The organism is Gilliamella sp. B2824, assembly GCF_026536245.1.
Taxonomy (GTDB): Bacteria; Pseudomonadota; Gammaproteobacteria; order Enterobacterales; family Orbaceae; genus Gilliamella.
Genome location: NZ_JAFNON010000001.1, coordinates 108,544 through 123,317, shown reverse-complemented (window position 1 = coordinate 123,317; position 14,774 = coordinate 108,544). Strand labels below are relative to the sequence as shown.

Annotated in this window: 19 protein-coding genes; 8 read left to right on the top strand and 11 right to left on the bottom strand. The window is 36.4% G+C overall.

Annotated features, from left to right (window positions below; all coding sequences use genetic code 11):
- Position 1: 1 nt before the first annotated feature.
- Positions 2-2,245: a GTP diphosphokinase gene (gene relA, locus J3U56_RS00540; protein WP_267333741.1), complete on the top strand. Its 2,244-nt coding sequence runs from the start codon at positions 2-4 to the stop codon at positions 2,243-2,245.
- A 50-nt stretch (positions 2,246-2,295) separates the two neighbouring features.
- Here relA and folA read toward each other — a convergent pair whose 3' ends face one another.
- Together folA and J3U56_RS00530 are read right to left on the bottom strand one after the other, a co-directional pair.
- Positions 2,296-2,793 carry a type 3 dihydrofolate reductase gene (folA, locus tag J3U56_RS00535; protein ID WP_416379588.1) on the bottom strand — a complete coding sequence of 166 codons (498 nt, stop codon included), beginning with the start codon at positions 2,791-2,793 and terminating at the stop codon, positions 2,296-2,298.
- A gap of 14 nt (positions 2,794-2,807) precedes the next feature.
- Positions 2,808-3,872: an MJ1255/VC2487 family glycosyltransferase gene (locus tag J3U56_RS00530; protein WP_267343645.1), complete on the bottom strand. Its 1,065-nt coding sequence runs from the start codon at positions 3,870-3,872 to the stop codon at positions 2,808-2,810.
- A gap of 257 nt (positions 3,873-4,129) precedes the next feature.
- Between J3U56_RS00530 and J3U56_RS00525 the strand changes: the two genes are divergently transcribed.
- Positions 4,130-4,504 (top strand): hypothetical protein, encoded by a 375-nt coding sequence (locus tag J3U56_RS00525; RefSeq protein ID WP_267348359.1) that lies wholly within the window; start codon positions 4,130-4,132, stop codon positions 4,502-4,504.
- Positions 4,505-4,640: 136 nt separating this feature from the next.
- Positions 4,641-6,188 (top strand): multicopper oxidase family protein, encoded by a 1,548-nt coding sequence (locus J3U56_RS00520; RefSeq protein ID WP_267333744.1) that lies wholly within the window; start codon positions 4,641-4,643, stop codon positions 6,186-6,188.
- Between the two features lie 192 nt (positions 6,189-6,380).
- Here J3U56_RS00520 and J3U56_RS00515 read toward each other — a convergent pair whose 3' ends face one another.
- The 3 genes from J3U56_RS00515 to J3U56_RS00505 are packed head-to-tail and all read right to left on the bottom strand — an operon-like array spanning position 6,381 to position 6,808.
- Positions 6,381-6,530 carry a hypothetical protein gene (locus J3U56_RS00515; protein WP_267343647.1) on the bottom strand — a complete coding sequence of 50 codons (150 nt, stop codon included), beginning with the start codon at positions 6,528-6,530 and terminating at the stop codon, positions 6,381-6,383.
- Positions 6,524-6,670 carry a hypothetical protein gene (locus J3U56_RS00510; protein ID WP_267343648.1) on the bottom strand — a complete coding sequence of 49 codons (147 nt, stop codon included), beginning with the start codon at positions 6,668-6,670 and terminating at the stop codon, positions 6,524-6,526. Before J3U56_RS00510 ends, J3U56_RS00515 begins: the two co-directional genes overlap by 7 nt.
- A gap of 3 nt (positions 6,671-6,673) precedes the next feature.
- A complete protein-coding gene (locus J3U56_RS00505) occupies positions 6,674-6,808 on the bottom strand; it encodes a hypothetical protein (RefSeq protein ID WP_267343649.1) in 135 nt (44 codons plus the stop codon).
- 205 nt (positions 6,809-7,013) lie between these two features.
- On the opposite strand from J3U56_RS00505, the gene J3U56_RS00500 reads away from it, so the two are divergent.
- From J3U56_RS00500 to J3U56_RS00485, 4 genes are all read left to right on the top strand, one after another.
- Entirely contained in the window at positions 7,014-7,358 is a 345-nt protein-coding gene (locus tag J3U56_RS00500) for a hypothetical protein (RefSeq protein WP_267366322.1), read from the top strand.
- A gap of 81 nt (positions 7,359-7,439) precedes the next feature.
- Positions 7,440-10,163: a preprotein translocase subunit SecA gene (gene secA, locus J3U56_RS00495; protein WP_267343651.1), complete on the top strand. Its 2,724-nt coding sequence runs from the start codon at positions 7,440-7,442 to the stop codon at positions 10,161-10,163.
- 117 nt (positions 10,164-10,280) lie between these two features.
- Positions 10,281-10,685: an 8-oxo-dGTP diphosphatase MutT gene (mutT, locus tag J3U56_RS00490; RefSeq protein WP_065633139.1), complete on the top strand. Its 405-nt coding sequence runs from the start codon at positions 10,281-10,283 to the stop codon at positions 10,683-10,685.
- Between the two features lie 205 nt (positions 10,686-10,890).
- The gene (locus J3U56_RS00485; RefSeq protein WP_065633138.1) at positions 10,891-11,106 is read left to right on the top strand and encodes a DUF4177 domain-containing protein; all 216 of its coding nucleotides are present in this window, start codon (positions 10,891-10,893) and stop codon (positions 11,104-11,106) included.
- Positions 11,107-11,296: 190 nt separating this feature from the next.
- Here the strand turns inward: J3U56_RS00485 and J3U56_RS00480 are convergent, their stop codons facing one another.
- The 5 genes from J3U56_RS00480 to J3U56_RS00460 are packed head-to-tail and all read right to left on the bottom strand — an operon-like array spanning position 11,297 to position 13,215.
- On the bottom strand, positions 11,297-11,677 hold the full coding sequence (locus J3U56_RS00480; protein ID WP_267343652.1) for a DMT family transporter: 381 nt from the start codon (positions 11,675-11,677) through the stop codon (positions 11,297-11,299).
- Positions 11,677-12,033: an EamA family transporter gene (locus tag J3U56_RS00475; protein ID WP_267333750.1), complete on the bottom strand. Its 357-nt coding sequence runs from the start codon at positions 12,031-12,033 to the stop codon at positions 11,677-11,679. Before J3U56_RS00475 ends, J3U56_RS00480 begins: the two co-directional genes overlap by 1 nt.
- Positions 12,021-12,455, bottom strand: coding sequence for a zinc uptake transcriptional repressor Zur (zur, locus tag J3U56_RS00470; RefSeq protein ID WP_065633135.1), 435 nt, complete (start codon positions 12,453-12,455; stop codon positions 12,021-12,023). The genes J3U56_RS00475 and zur overlap by 13 nt, the downstream gene beginning before the upstream one ends.
- 24 nt (positions 12,456-12,479) lie before the next feature.
- Positions 12,480-12,752 (bottom strand): RnfH family protein, encoded by a 273-nt coding sequence (locus tag J3U56_RS00465; RefSeq protein ID WP_267366320.1) that lies wholly within the window; start codon positions 12,750-12,752, stop codon positions 12,480-12,482.
- A gap of 1 nt (position 12,753) precedes the next feature.
- Entirely contained in the window at positions 12,754-13,215 is a 462-nt protein-coding gene (locus J3U56_RS00460) for a type II toxin-antitoxin system RatA family toxin (RefSeq protein ID WP_267343654.1), read from the bottom strand.
- Positions 13,216-13,248: 33 nt separating this feature from the next.
- Between J3U56_RS00460 and smpB the strand changes: the two genes are divergently transcribed.
- On the top strand, positions 13,249-13,731 hold the full coding sequence (smpB, locus tag J3U56_RS00455) for an SsrA-binding protein SmpB (protein WP_065798905.1): 483 nt from the start codon (positions 13,249-13,251) through the stop codon (positions 13,729-13,731).
- A 28-nt stretch (positions 13,732-13,759) separates the two neighbouring features.
- Here the strand turns inward: smpB and J3U56_RS00450 are convergent, their stop codons facing one another.
- Positions 13,760-14,758: a substrate-binding domain-containing protein gene (locus J3U56_RS00450; RefSeq protein WP_267333753.1), complete on the bottom strand. Its 999-nt coding sequence runs from the start codon at positions 14,756-14,758 to the stop codon at positions 13,760-13,762.
- Positions 14,759-14,774 lie beyond the last annotated feature (16 nt).

The window sequence follows — 14,774 nt, the reverse complement described above, 5'->3', positions numbered from 1 at the left end:
TATGGTATCTATTAGAGGAGCCCACCAACAGAGCGAAGAACACTATTCTCTTGCTCAGTTTGATGTCGAACAATGGGCCAAACAAGAACTGTTACTAACTAACCCGCAATCTTATGAAAAATTTAAAGATGTCTGGGATTTCTGTTTTGAAAATAGTGCAGGCGCACCTGAGCAGCTGTATTGTTTCAAAAGTGCCATTGAAATGGTTGAAATTTTATCAACCTTAAGTATGGATGTTAACAGTTTAAGTGCTGCGTTATTGCTACCTTTCTTAGAATCTAAGATTATCCGTCGTGAAGATATTCCAGAAGATTTTGACCGCGAAATTACCCATATTATTTCAAGCATCATCCGAATGAAAGACTTGCGACAACTACGTGCAATTCGTAACGGTAATGCGACAACAGAACAAATCGATAGTATCAGGCGTATGTTACTGGCGATGGTAAATGATTTTCGTAGCGTTGTAATCAAAATCGCTGAGCGTATCACTTACTTACGCAATTTAATGAATGCCCCTAAAGAAGAGCAAGTCCTTGCCGCTAAAGAGTGCTTTAATATTTATGCCCCACTGGCCAACCGATTAGGTATTGGGCAATTAAAATGGGAATTAGAGGATTTTTGCTTCCGGTATTTATATCCTGACCAATACCGCATGATCGCAATCAAACTACAAGAAAAGCGATTAGACCGAGAATTATATATCAATAAATTTGTTAAAACTTTACAGGATTTAATGAATCAAGATCATATTCATGCCGAAGTTTATGGTCGTCCAAAACATATTTATAGCATTTGGCGAAAAATGGAGCGTAAGCATTTACAGTTTGAAGAGCTGTATGATATTCGAGCGGTACGAATTATTTGCGATCGCGTTGAAGATTGTTATAACGCACTGGGTATTGTACATAGTCATTACAAACACATTGCTAAAGAATTTGACGATTACGTAGCCAATCCCAAACCCAATGGCTATCAATCTATTCATACGGTTGTTTATGGCCCACAAGACAAAACTATCGAAATTCAGATTCGTACCGAACAAATGCATAACGATGCTGAACTCGGTATTGCTGCACATTGGAAGTATAAAGAAGGCACTACTGACAAGATGACGGCTTATGATCAGCGCATCTCTTGGTTACGACAACTATTAACTTGGCAAAAAGAGATGTCAGAAAGTGGTGAAATCCAAGAAGCAGTAAGAAGCCAAATTTTTGATGATAGGGTTTATGTATTTACACCTAAAGGTGATGTGGTTGATTTGCCAGCGGGTTCAACACCGCTTGATTTTGCTTATCATATTCATAGCGATGTCGGCCACAGATGTATTGGTGCCAAAGTAAATGGGCGCATTGTCCCCTTTACTTATATGTTAAAAATTGGCGATCAAGTTGAAGTCATTACGCAAAAACAACCTAATCCAAGTCGTGATTGGTTAAATCCTAATACAGGTTTTGTCAATAGTAGCCGTGCACGTGCCAAAATTCAAGCTTGGTTCAAAAAACAAGATCGTGATAAGAATATTGCGGCTGGTCAACAGATACTTGAAAACGAATTAGAACCGCTGAATATTAGTATCAAAAGCGTTGAAAAAATTCTTATCGCAAAATATAACGCCCATTCATTTGATGAAGTTTTAGCGGGTATTGGCAGTGGTGACATCAGAATTAACCAACTAGTGAACTTTATTAACGCGCAATTTAATAAGCCAACAGCGGAAGAAGAAGACGAAGCGGTATTAAAGCAAATTTCGCAAAAATCGACCGCTCAAACCAAAAATACAACAAAAAGTGGTGAAATCATCATTGAAGGCGTAGGTAACTTAATGTATACCATTGCTAACTGTTGTCGCCCTATTCCAGGTGATCCTATTGTTGGTTTTGTCACCCAAGGTCGAGGCATTTCAATACATCGAGCTGATTGTGAACAATTGCAAGAGTTAAAAAATCATGCTCCGGAACGCATAACAAGTGCAGCGTGGAGTGAAAACACCCAATCAAGCTATACCATGATTGTTAGAATTATAGCTAATGATAGAAGTGGCTTATTACGCGATATTACCACTATTGTTGCTAACGAAAAAGTCAACGTATTAGGTGTATCAAGTCGCAGTGATACTAAACAGCAATTAGCGACAATTGACATGGATTTACAAATTTTCGATCACGACTCACTTAATCGTGTACTAAATAAAATTAAGCAATTACCCGATGTTGTTGAAGCAAAACGCTTTCAAGGATAACCCTTGATTTAATTGCCACATCAATTAATGCTGTGGCAATTTAGCGATAGTTAAACTTTTTCTAAAATCTCAAATTGATAATGATAAGGATTTTTTTCATCAGCAAAGCAATTTTGGCAATAAACTTGTTGCCATTGCCGAACCAAATAATCGGGGAAATAGGTATCACCCTTTAAATAGGCATCAATATGTGTTAAATATAACCGATCGATAAAAGGTAAAACTTGCTGATAAATATTACCGCCACCAATAATAAAGACTTCATCGGCAAGCTGATCTTTAGCTATAGATAATGCTTCGTCAATTGATTTTACCCAACTTACATTATCAGAATTATGTTCTAACTGAGCTTGTCGACTGATAATAATATTATGTCTATTGGGTAAAGGACGACCAATAGACTCATAAGTCTTGCGTCCCATAATAACCGGTTTATGTAGTGTGTTTTTCTTAAACCAAGCCAAATCTGCCGGTAAATGCCACGGCATTTGATTGTTAAGACCAATGACACGATCTTTCGCCATAGCAACAATAATGCTTAAAATCATTTTTATACCTTTACTTACACATATCCTAAGGATTTTATCTTCTGATTGACATTTTCAGGAAATATCGTTTGACTCCAAAGCCGTTCACTTAACGAAAGTAATGGCTCTTTTTGCCCTGAAACGATCCAATTAGCAAGCTCAGTTGCGACATCTGGATAGATGATTGGTTTAGGAGAAGGCAAACTAAGCCAATATTTAAGTTTGATATTATTCAAACTTTCCATCACTGTTGCCATATCTAACGCTTGTAAACATTGAGCATTATAGATCTGTTCAAATTGCCCCGATACCGGTTTAGTTAAAATCTTTTTACCCAAAACTAACGCTTCTGAAATTAAAGCAAAGCCAGTATTTGCAATGATTCCGGAACAACTGACTAAAGCATGCGTAAAACTATCTCGACCAAGTGGTTGAAAAAGAATATTACCGTGCTGTTCAACTTGTTTAATATCCGGATGGAAACAGATAAATTGATAATTTGGAAACTGCTGCAATAACACAGTAATTTCATCTAATGCTTCAAATGGTAAGTAAACAACGATATTGCCATTTTCACTTGAGGCAACCTCAAATGAATCAATCATTGGCGGTATCAATTTGTGTCCAAAATGAAACCAATGTAACCCAATGGGTTTAGTCACTGGTGCATAATACTTCATAATCACATTGGCTATCAATCCATATTCTTTAGGTTTAAGATATTGACACACCGCCTGATTACTAATCCCTAAACAATCACGATGTTGATAATGCGCAGCCCAAGCACTAACTGGCTCAAAATCACTGATAACACAATCATATGTCGATAAATCGAGTTCACGCACATCTTTAATTAAACGAAAAGCGCGAATCCGTTGTACGGTTTTGCGAAAATTAATCTTACCATTTAACGTCGCAAACGAAACACCGCGATAGGTTTTATAATTACCAAAAACTTGCATATCAAAATAGTCTTTAGGATCACGTCCACTGAAAATATAATCAACATCAGCCCCTGCTTTTTTAAGTGCATTGGCTAATGTTCTACAACGACTGACGTGGCCATTTCCTGTTCCTTGAACACCAAAGAGAATTTTCATATCGTATGATTTGTCGATTTAAAGTTAGGTAAATATAATAACAGAACAGTAAGCATTTATCTTTCTTATTTTATATCAAAAGACCCAATAATTAGACTATAATTTTACGCAGTAGTCGTTAACCAGTCACTTATCAATAATTAAATAAACAATTTGAATTAAATCAGATAAAGTTAACAATTTTAAAAAAGTATAAATTTACTCCTTTTTCCGGTAGAATAAACAAATAGTTTGTTAGATGAATAGTGAGATAGAATATGTCATTAAGAATCAACAATAAGGCTTATACTATTATTGCATTATCCGCAATACTTGTATTTTTGCTGAGTGTTTCTACATGGCATTTGTCTAAAAATTATTTCCAATCTTCTACGCGTTGTAACTTGGCACATCAAACGGCATTTAACCTAAAAGAGAGCAAGCGTCACCATAATACGACTCAATCTAATCCCAACTCATCAATTCCAAACAAATATCAACAACTAAACCACTGCCCAACATGTAGCTCACTTGTTACTAACTATTTTTTTTCCTTTGATTATGCCATTAAAAGTAAACAGTACCGACCAATAACATTTATACCTGTATATAAAGAAAGTATTCCTGAGTTAAAACCACCAAAAATTGCTTAATAGTATTTATCAAACACAAGAAGTAAGTAATTCACAGTCAATAACGCAATAAAAAGCACCTTATGTGAGGCTTTTTATCACATTGTTTTGAATAAATGGTTATTTTATTTAACTAACTATATTTTAAAGGAATATTATGAAACGTCGAAATTTTATCATCAGTTTTACCGCCGCCTTAGGTGGATTGTTTGCCACTAAAGCTATCGCCAAAATGAATCACGCATCAATGTCTGAAAACGTTTGTGAAGTTAATTCTGATAACTGTAATACGGAGGGGAATATGCACGATCATATGAACATGAATATGAATATGAATAACACAATGCCACAAAAACTGTTATCGACTTCAGCACTGAAACAGGGTAAAAATTTACCTGAGCTCACCAATTTAAAAAATACCAGTAACCAAGCTGGCGTCTTTGAAGCAACGTTACATTTAAAACCAGTAAAAATAGCTTTAACACCCGATATCACGACAGAATTTTGGGCATATAATGGCATGGTTCCCGGTCCAAAAATTGAAGTATTTGAAGGTGATCAGGTCAAAATAACAGTGAAAAATGATCTTTCACAACCCACAACCGTACACTGGCATGGTTTGCTTATTCCGTCAGATCAAGACGGTAATCCACAAGATGCCATTCCAGCAGGCGGTAGTCGAATTTATGAATTTACCATCCCTGAAGGCACCGCTGGAACCTATTGGTATCACCCCCATGGGCACGACACCGTTGCTGAACAAGTCTACCGTGGTTTAGCCGGTACATTTATTGTCCGCAGTAAAAACGATCCATTAGCTTCACTACCTGAGCAACATTGGTTCTTTTCCGACTTAAAATTAACAGAAAAAGGGGAAATTGCTGAAAACTCGATGACAGACTGGATGAATGGTCGAGAAGGACAATTTGTGTTAATCAATGGCGCTTACCGCCCAAATATAAAAGTAGAAGGTGCAACCCGAGTCAGAATCTGGAATGCGTGTTCAGGTCGATACTTAAACCTTTCGGTACCCGATTGTGATGTTTATTTAGTGGGTACTGACGGTGGCCTAATTGCTGCGCCTCACCAACTTAATACCCCCCTACTACTTACCCCAGCTGAACGCGCTGAAGTGGTCATTGTTCCGAAGAAAACAGCCAGCCTTTACTTGGAAAATATCGGATACGATCGGGGCAAAATGGGTAATGTACCGCCGGAGCAAAATATCATTCTTTCACAACTCCAGCTAACTCAAACGGCCAGTGTAGTTTTACCCACTCATCTAAAACAAGTACCAACTTTAGGCGAAGCTGTCGCTAAAAAATCACTGGAATATACCGAAGTAATGGATAAAAGTGAGCCTCGAGGTGGTATGTTGTTTTTAATTAATGGCAAACGGCATGATATGTCACGAATTGACTTAGAAAGTAAACTGCACGATGTTGAGGAGTGGACAATTGTTAACAACTCACATATGGATCACAATTTCCATATACATGGTGCGCAATTTATTGTGCAGTCTCGTGAATTAAATGGTACTAAAACCACACCTGAATTTGTTGCGTTAAAAGATACCACCAATTTACGTCCGCACGAAACACTTGTTGTGAAAATTCAACAAAACATGCCGGGATTACGCATGTATCATTGCCATATCATCGAACATGAAACATTGGGTATGATGGGGCAATTGATGGTGAAATAATCGATTTGTTCTCCCTCTTTTCTTAATTGTCTAAATACAGACTCTTAAGATTAAGAGGGGGATTTTATTTCGATTAAGATAAATCAACAATCTATAGCAAATAATCCCCCTCAAATAGAAAAAATAGTTTCAACAATTACGGTAACAAAATAGACAATATCGAGTAAATAACAGACTAATTAACGTTGACGGTTACTCACCTAAAATGACTTGCGTTTGCTTCTCTAATTTTGCAACTAGCAAAGGATCAGCCATATCATTAGTCATCAATGCGGTAATCGCTTGCCATTCGCAAATTTTATATAAACTTTTGCGACTGAATTTAGTGTAATCACTTAACATATATTTTTATCCAAATGAGCAATGATCGCTTTATCAACATAAGCATCAAAAGAAGATGAACAAGAAGGACCGCTTAAATTACTTAAGCCATCAATATCTAAACAACAAGCATCTACCTGAATTTCATTGATCTTTGACACGGCTCAACCACCAAAAACTGATGAGCTTTTATCACGCAGTTCACCGCCAAATAAAACAATTTGGTTTTGTGATGAAATAAGCGTGTTAGCAATAGGCAATAAATCAGTAAAAATCTCATAATCGGCACAAAAGCTCAAAAGCTGCACCACCCTCTTGCTAGTATAAATTGGCAAGTGGATGTTATCGATCACTCATTTTAAGCATTTTACTGCCGCAACATCTAACCAAGTAAAAATAAGACAGCAGACATTTATCCATTTTTCATTTAACATCAAGAATAGCTAATGACACGGCTGCAATAATTGTTTTAATTTTGGGAAAAAATGCTAGAATGTCGCCACTATGACTGTGATTAGCTATTGTAAACAACTCCACAAACGCTTTATTATCAAAACTGCTTTATCGCACTTATTATTAGGTGTGATTGCTGCTGGATTTGGTCTATATCAAGAAAATGCATTACCTGCTCAGCCAACGGTTTCTCAAGTCGGTATTATTGTCATTACAGCGATAGTACAAGATCATCAAACGCCAATAAAAGCGCATATACAATCACTGTTATTGGTGCAAAAGCAACATGATGATAAACAAACCATTTCATTAAATCATTATGATGTCAGTCCCAATATTGTCATCCGATTAACCCCCTACAACGGCATCAGAGCTGGTCCTAAAGCTACTGTTTAAAAATCGATAACTTACTGAAATTAAGTTGCCTTATTTAGATATAAAACCTTATTAATCCTATTAAAAAAATAAGAGAAGATCATGCTATTAAAATTATTAACCAAAGTATTCGGTAGCCGTAATGAACGCGTACTAAAAACAATGCGCAAACGCGTAGAAAGAATCAATGCGTTAGAACCACAAATGGAAGCATTAACCGATGATGAGCTAAAAGCAAAAACAGCAGAATTCAAACAAAAAATTGCTGATGGCACCAAATTAGATGATATTTTAGAAGAAGCTTTTGCGGTCGTTCGTGAAGCGAGTAAACGCGTTTTTGGAATGCGTCATTTTGATGTACAGCTAATTGGGGGCATGGTATTAAATGAACGCTGTATTGCTGAAATGCGTACTGGTGAAGGTAAAACCTTAACCGCAACTTTACCCGCCTATTTAAATGCGTTAACCGGCAAAGGGGTTCATGTCGTCACGGTTAATGATTACTTAGCCCAACGTGATGCTGAAAACAATCGCCCACTATTTGAATTTCTAGGTCTAACTGTCGGTATTAATCTCCCTAATATGCCACCGCAAATGAAACGCGATGCTTATAACGCCGACATCACTTATGGCACTAATAACGAGTATGGCTTTGATTACCTTCGCGATAATATGGTGTTTACAAAAGAATCGCGAGTACAACGCCCACTACATTATGCCTTAGTCGACGAAGTAGACTCGATTTTGATTGATGAAGCAAGAACACCATTAATCATATCTGGACAAGCCGAAGACAGCTCTGATAGATATGTCAGTATCGATAAAATTATTCCGTATTTAGTTCGCCAAGAAAAAGAAGATTCTGATCAATTTCAAGGTGATGGTGACTTTTCTATTGACGAAAAAACACGTCAAGTCAACCTTACTGAACGCGGTTTAATTAAAGTTGAAGAGTTACTAATTAAACAAGGCATTATGAAAAGTGACGAGTCACTGTATGCCCCAAGCAATATTGTGTTAATGCACCATGTCAATGCAGCGCTTCGAGCCCATCACCTATTCCATAAAGATGTGGATTATATTGTTCGCGATAACGAAATCATTATTGTCGATGAACATACCGGTCGTACCATGGATGGACGCCGTTGGTCTGATGGATTACATCAGGCGGTAGAAGCCAAAGAACATGTTAAAATTCAAAATGAAAACCAAACTTTGGCATCTATCACTTTCCAAAACTATTTCCGACTATATGAAAAATTAGCAGGGATGACAGGAACAGCGGATACCGAAGCATTCGAATTTAATCAAATTTATGGTCTCGATACTATTGTTATTCCAACGAATCGTCCAATGGTCCGTAAAGATCAATCCGATTTAGTCTATATGACCGAAAAAGAAAAAATCGATGCGATCGTTTCTGATGTACAAGAATGTGTAAAACGTGGGCAGCCTGTGTTAGTCGGTACAGCTTCCATCGAGAAATCAGAACTTGTCTCTCAAGCATTTAAAAAAGCGGGTATCAAACATAATGTATTAAATGCTAAATTCCATGCACAAGAGGCCGAGATTATAGCTGAAGCAGGTAGTAAAGGTGCCGTGACAATTGCCACCAATATGGCTGGCCGTGGTACTGACATTATGCTTGGTGGTAACTGGCAAAATGAAGTCGCTAAGCTTGAAAATCCAACCCCTGAAGATATCGAAAAAGCTAAACAAGCATGGCAAACCAAGCACGAAGAGGTAATAGCACTTGGTGGTCTTTACATTTTAGGGACAGAGCGTCACGAATCTCGTCGTATTGATAACCAATTACGAGGTCGTGCTGGTCGTCAAGGTGACCCTGGTGCTTCACGCTTTTATCTATCACTTGAAGACCCATTAATGCGAATTTTTGCTTCAGAGCGTGTTGGTAACATGATGCGTAAACTGGGTATGAAAGAAGGCGAAGCCATTGAACATCCTTGGGTTACTAAAGCTATTGCAAATGCGCAAAAGAAAGTTGAAAGCCGTAACTTTGATATACGTAAACAACTACTTGAATTTGATGATGTTGCCAACGATCAACGTAAAGCAATTTATCGTCAACGAAATGAACTACTCGATAATAGCGATATTAAAGATACCATTGATTCTATTCGTGATGACGTATTTAATGCGTTAATCGATCAATATATTCCACCTCAATCAATTGAAGAGATGTGGGATGTGCCTGGACTAGAATCAGCTTTAAAAACCGATTTTGCTTTAGATTTACCGATTGCCAAATGGTTAGATGAAGAAGCAAATCTGCATGAAGAAACATTACGTGAACGCATTTTACAAATTGCAAAAGAGACCTATCTTGAAAAAGAAAATAGTGCTGGCTCTGAAGCATTTAGACACTTTGAAAAAAGTGTAATGTTACAGACACTTGACACTTTATGGAAAGAACATTTAGCCGCAATGGATTATTTACGCCAAGGTATACATTTACGTGGTTACGCGCAAAAAGATCCTAAACAAGAGTATAAGCGTGAATCATTTAATATGTTTGCAAGCATGTTAGAATCGTTAAAATATGATGTTATTGGCGTACTGAGTCGTGTTCAAATCCGGTCACAAGAGGAAGTTGATGAAGCCGAACGACAACGCTTAGCTGAAATGGAAAAGCTCATGGAAAAACAGAAAACGAGCCATGAATCTGTTACTAGTATTGATGGAGATGAACCTGAAACCTCATCGACGCAACCAGTAGTCCGCGCGCAAGCGAAAGTTGGGCGTAACGATCCTTGTCCATGTGGCTCAGGAAAAAAATATAAACACTGTCATGGTGCTGTTCACTAAGGTAAAAATTTAGTATCATCAAAATATTATCAAATAAATTGCCGATCACTTTCGGCATTCAAAAAGTGGGAAAGGATCACTTTCCCCGAGTTGACTCATAGATAGACAGACAGGATTATGAAAAAACATACTGAAATTGCTGTAGGTATTATACGTTCACAAGATTGTCAAATCTTTATCACTCAACGAGGTGAAGACTCGCATCTTGCTGGTTTTTGGGAGTTTCCAGGTGGAAAAGTCGAAGTTGCTGAAACACCTTTTCAAACTTTACAACGCGAGATCGCTGAAGAAGTCGACATCCATATTCATCATGCACAATTTTTAAAAACAGTCCAGCATAGTTACGATGATCGCGATATTACTATCCATGCTTATTTAGTTGAAGAGTGGGATGGCGTACCTTTTGCCAAAGAAGGGCAACCGAGTCGTTGGATTGATCAAGAAGATCTCAATGCGGATGAATTTCCCGATGCTAATCGACCTATCATCGAAATGCTAAAAAATTTAGATAAACAAATTTAGCATATTCTTTTTAAGAATACCTTTTTATTCGTTTGATTTTCAAGCGTATACCTTCCCCTATCCGCATAAAAAACATAATATTAACTCAAATATTGCTGTTTTAACTTTGTTTCAAAGCATAACTTATAATATACTGCTGTCCTTATTGATATTACTTATCAATAAGGACACTATTTTTAAAATATAAAAAAAGGAAATGAATACAATGAAAGAATATAAAGTCGTTATTTACCAAGAAGGTGCTTTATCCTCTTTACTTTTTGGTGCAGCGAATTCTAATGCTGAAAAATTCTCTGATTTTTTAAATCAAAATGCAAGACAAGGTTGGCGTGTGGTGACAATGGAAAAAGATATGAGACGCTTATTTCTACTTTGGAAACGCGAAGCCTATCTAATTGTGATGGAAAAAGATCGCATATAAATAACCAATATTCATACAGTTTAAAAAACTGTATGAACAATAGAAATTGAGCTTAAGCTTAAAACTGGTTAGTTTAGTTTTATTTGATTCAAGACAGTTGATGTCCAAAACTACAGGTCAATTTAAAGATAAAATATCACTCACTATTTATAATTTACATTTGACCTTTAAAATTAAACAGCAAAATCGATTATTTACACTGTAATCGTTGTTCGGCTAATGCCAAAAAAACAATACCAATAATAATACATAACGCGCCAAGTAAACGAGTGGTTGTAATTTGCTCATTAAAAGCCACGATCGAAACAAGCATTACCGTTACAACTTGTAAATGAGAAGCTGCAAAAGCCGGACCAACTGGTGCTTTTTTTAATAATATCATCCATGTCATAAAAGCACCTGTATAGCCTAAAATAACTAAATAAGCCCAACCATGACTAAAAATACGAATCAACCAATGAAAATTAGCCTCAAAGGGGAGTGCTGCTAATGCCGTTAATTTAAAGCTGGTTTGCCCAAAAGTATCGAAAAATAATAACAAAATAAAACCAATGATATAAAATTTTTTCATTAGGTGAGCCCTACTAAAATAACGCCAAAAGTAATAAAAAATATACCAATAAGACGAAAGGCTGTTAGATGCTCTTTAAATAAAACTCGTCCAGCAATCATAACGGTGATAATGTTAAACGATCCTAATAAAATACCTTGCGACAAAGGGACTTCACTTAAAAACGCCAGCCAAAAAATAAAGCCAACAAAATAGGTACCAAAACCTAACCAAAGCCAAAAATTACCAAACAATCTTTGCCAATAGTGTAAACCTTGTTGATGTTTTGACGTTATGGCGGCATATTTAAATGCAATTTGTCCAACAGTATCACAAAATAGATTAACTAACCAAAGTGTAATAATTAAGGCTGACACGGCTGACAAATTCCATGTATTTCAAGCACACTATGTTTTATTAAAAACTGACTTTGCAGTGCTAATAGCTTGAGCTGTGTTTCAATATCTTCTGAATGCTTTTCTATAATTTGTTTACATTTATCACAAATAAATAAAATTGAAATATGCTCGGGGTCATGAAAATGCGGGCATACTATGTAACTGTTAGATGATTCAACTTTGTGAATAAAACCTTGTTCGAGTAAAAACTCAAGTGCGCGATAAATTGTCGGTGGTTTTGCTTGCGGTTCACTCACTTTCAACAGATCTAACAAATCATATGCACTCATCGCTTTATTTGCTTTTAACATGATATGTAAAACGGTACGCCGCTGTGTTGTCAGTTTTATACCGCGTTTTTTGCATAACATTTCAATCTTTTCAATTAGCAGATTGTGCATTCGGTTTCCCTTCACTTTTGATTATTATTTATTACGTGCAGCTTTTTTTCGTCTTATCTCTTTAGGATCATTAATTAATGGACGATAAATTTCGATGCGATCACCATCATTAACTAACGTATCAAAATCACAGCGCTTACCGTAAATACCAACTAGATGCTCATCTAATGCAATTTGACATAGCGATAAGATATTGGATTTTGTTATTGCTTGCAATACATTAGTTTGTGCATCAACGTCTAAATCAATGACGGTTGCATTATTAGGTAAAGCATAAACAACTTGAATATTTATCATACTAATAAATCTGCCTTGCTCGTGTTGAAAATGCATTGACCATGTTAGTCATAACTTCTTTAAACACTGGGGTAAAAGCAATATCAAGTAGCTTATTTTTAAACTCAAAATCTAAACTAAAACTAATTTTACTGTGAGTATCATTCACTGGCGTAAATTGCCATTTACCAGACAGGTGTTTAAAAGGGCCTTGCAGTAACTTCATCTCAATTAAATGCGGCTCATTAATCTGATTGACAGTAGTAAAAGATTTTTTGAAGCCTAACTTTTCAACCTCAATAAAAGCCGTTAACCTATTATCTTGTTTGCTAATAATGCCAGTTGCGATACAATCAGGAACAAATTCTGGATAACGAGCAATATCATTAACCAACGCAAACATTTGCTCAATTGAATAGGGCTCGATAACTTCGTGAAAAACATGTGCCATAAGAATAAAATAAAAAAATAAAATTATTGGCATATAGTATCACGTAACTCTATAATATCGCACATTATGACTAAGAAAAAATCACACAAGCCGGGTTCGGCAACGATTGCATTAAATAAACGCGCACGCCATGAGTACTTTATTGAAGAGGAAATTGAGGCGGGATTATCCCTACAAGGTTGGGAAGTAAAATCCCTGCGCGCAGGTAAAGCCAACATTAGTGATAGTTACGTTTTACTCAAAGATGGCGAAGCATGGTTATTTGGTGCAACAATTACGCCATTATCGGTTGCATCATCGCATGTAGTATGCGATCCGATGCGTACACGTAAATTGCTGCTTAATCAGCGTGAATTGAACTCTCTGTTCGGTCAAATAAACCGTCAAGGTTATACCGTTGTTGCCCTATCTTTATATTGGAAAAATGCCTGGGCTAAAGTAAAAATTGGTTTAGCCAAAGGTAAAAAAGAGTACGATAAACGTACTGACATTAAAGAACGCCAATGGCAGGTTGATAAAGCGCGAATTATGAAAAATGCCAACCGTTAATAGTCTAGTTCATAAAAAAATTGCTAGGCTAACGGTGGCGAATAATTTTCGGCTCAATAAAAAAGGCATGATGTTTTAGTTCTTTAAAGTTAATCAGCCGATCGATTACCTCAACACAAGTATGTGCCATGGTTTGAAAATCTTGTGCAATGGCATCTGTTGGGTAATAACAGTAGTCAAGATAGATATTATAATCATAAGAGCATAAACAAATTTGATTAGGATCTATTTTGATTTCGACCAAATAACTCAGTACCTCTTGCAATAAATTGCAGGAAGGCGTAAAAATAGCCTTAGGTAACCGCCCTAATTTTTGATGAACACCTTTAATTAACTGATACCCTTTATTTTGACAATAGTCATCACTGACTAACCAATCGTGTTTGAACTTTAATCCCGCAGTTTTGAGCCCTTGCTTGAATCCTTCAAGTCTTGCATGAATCGAGGTTAGTTGTATATCACACCCAATAAAATAAAACTCTTTTAGTTGCTTAGCATAAGGAATTATCAAATCGGCAACTGACTTTACAGATTCACTGGTGATAAAAGGAAGTTTGGTATCTTTCAAATAACGATCGAAAAACAAAACGGGAGTCTTTTGGTTAATGCTTACATAAAAATCATCACTATCTAAAGATGTTACAACAATCATGGCATCAACGCAGCGTTCGACCAAATTTTGCGCCACTTTAATTTCGACCTCGGGATTATAATGACTACAAGTGATTAAGAGTTGAATATTTTTTTGTCTGAACGAGGCTTCTAGATGATGTAAAAACATCGAAAAAAATGAATTAGACATATCCGGCACAATAACACCAATAGTATTAGTGCTATTCGCTTTAACTAAATATTGACGAATATGAGATTGATCACTGTATTGCTGAGCAATCGCTAATACTCGTTGCCGAGTTAAGGGCGAAATTCGATACTTTTTATCTCGTTTATTAAAAATATGACTGACGGTCGTTGCCGACACGCCAGCCAAACGAGCAATATCATTGATCTTTAATTTATTACTCGCCATAACCACATTACCTTAT

Coding starts and splice junctions, on each gene's coding strand:
- relA (WP_267333741.1), top strand. CDS start 2: ATGGTATCTATTAGAGGAGCCCACCAACAGAGCGAAGAACACTATTCT.
- folA (WP_416379588.1), bottom strand. CDS start 2,793: ATGATTTTAAGCATTATTGTTGCTATGGCGAAAGATCGTGTCATTGGT.
- J3U56_RS00530 (WP_267343645.1), bottom strand. CDS start 3,872: ATGAAAATTCTCTTTGGTGTTCAAGGAACAGGAAATGGCCACGTCAGT.
- J3U56_RS00525 (WP_267348359.1), top strand. CDS start 4,130: ATGTCATTAAGAATCAACAATAAGGCTTATACTATTATTGCATTATCC.
- J3U56_RS00520 (WP_267333744.1), top strand. CDS start 4,641: ATGAAACGTCGAAATTTTATCATCAGTTTTACCGCCGCCTTAGGTGGA.
- J3U56_RS00515 (WP_267343647.1), bottom strand. CDS start 6,530: ATGTTAAGTGATTACACTAAATTCAGTCGCAAAAGTTTATATAAAATT.
- J3U56_RS00500 (WP_267366322.1), top strand. CDS start 7,014: ATGACTGTGATTAGCTATTGTAAACAACTCCACAAACGCTTTATTATC.
- secA (WP_267343651.1), top strand. CDS start 7,440: ATGCTATTAAAATTATTAACCAAAGTATTCGGTAGCCGTAATGAACGC.
- mutT (WP_065633139.1), top strand. CDS start 10,281: ATGAAAAAACATACTGAAATTGCTGTAGGTATTATACGTTCACAAGAT.
- J3U56_RS00485 (WP_065633138.1), top strand. CDS start 10,891: ATGAAAGAATATAAAGTCGTTATTTACCAAGAAGGTGCTTTATCCTCT.
- J3U56_RS00480 (WP_267343652.1), bottom strand. CDS start 11,677: ATGAAAAAATTTTATATCATTGGTTTTATTTTGTTATTATTTTTCGAT.
- zur (WP_065633135.1), bottom strand. CDS start 12,455: ATGCACAATCTGCTAATTGAAAAGATTGAAATGTTATGCAAAAAACGC.
- J3U56_RS00465 (WP_267366320.1), bottom strand. CDS start 12,752: ATGATAAATATTCAAGTTGTTTATGCTTTACCTAATAATGCAACCGTC.
- J3U56_RS00460 (WP_267343654.1), bottom strand. CDS start 13,215: ATGCCAATAATTTTATTTTTTTATTTTATTCTTATGGCACATGTTTTT.
- smpB (WP_065798905.1), top strand. CDS start 13,249: ATGACTAAGAAAAAATCACACAAGCCGGGTTCGGCAACGATTGCATTA.
- J3U56_RS00450 (WP_267333753.1), bottom strand. CDS start 14,758: ATGGCGAGTAATAAATTAAAGATCAATGATATTGCTCGTTTGGCTGGC.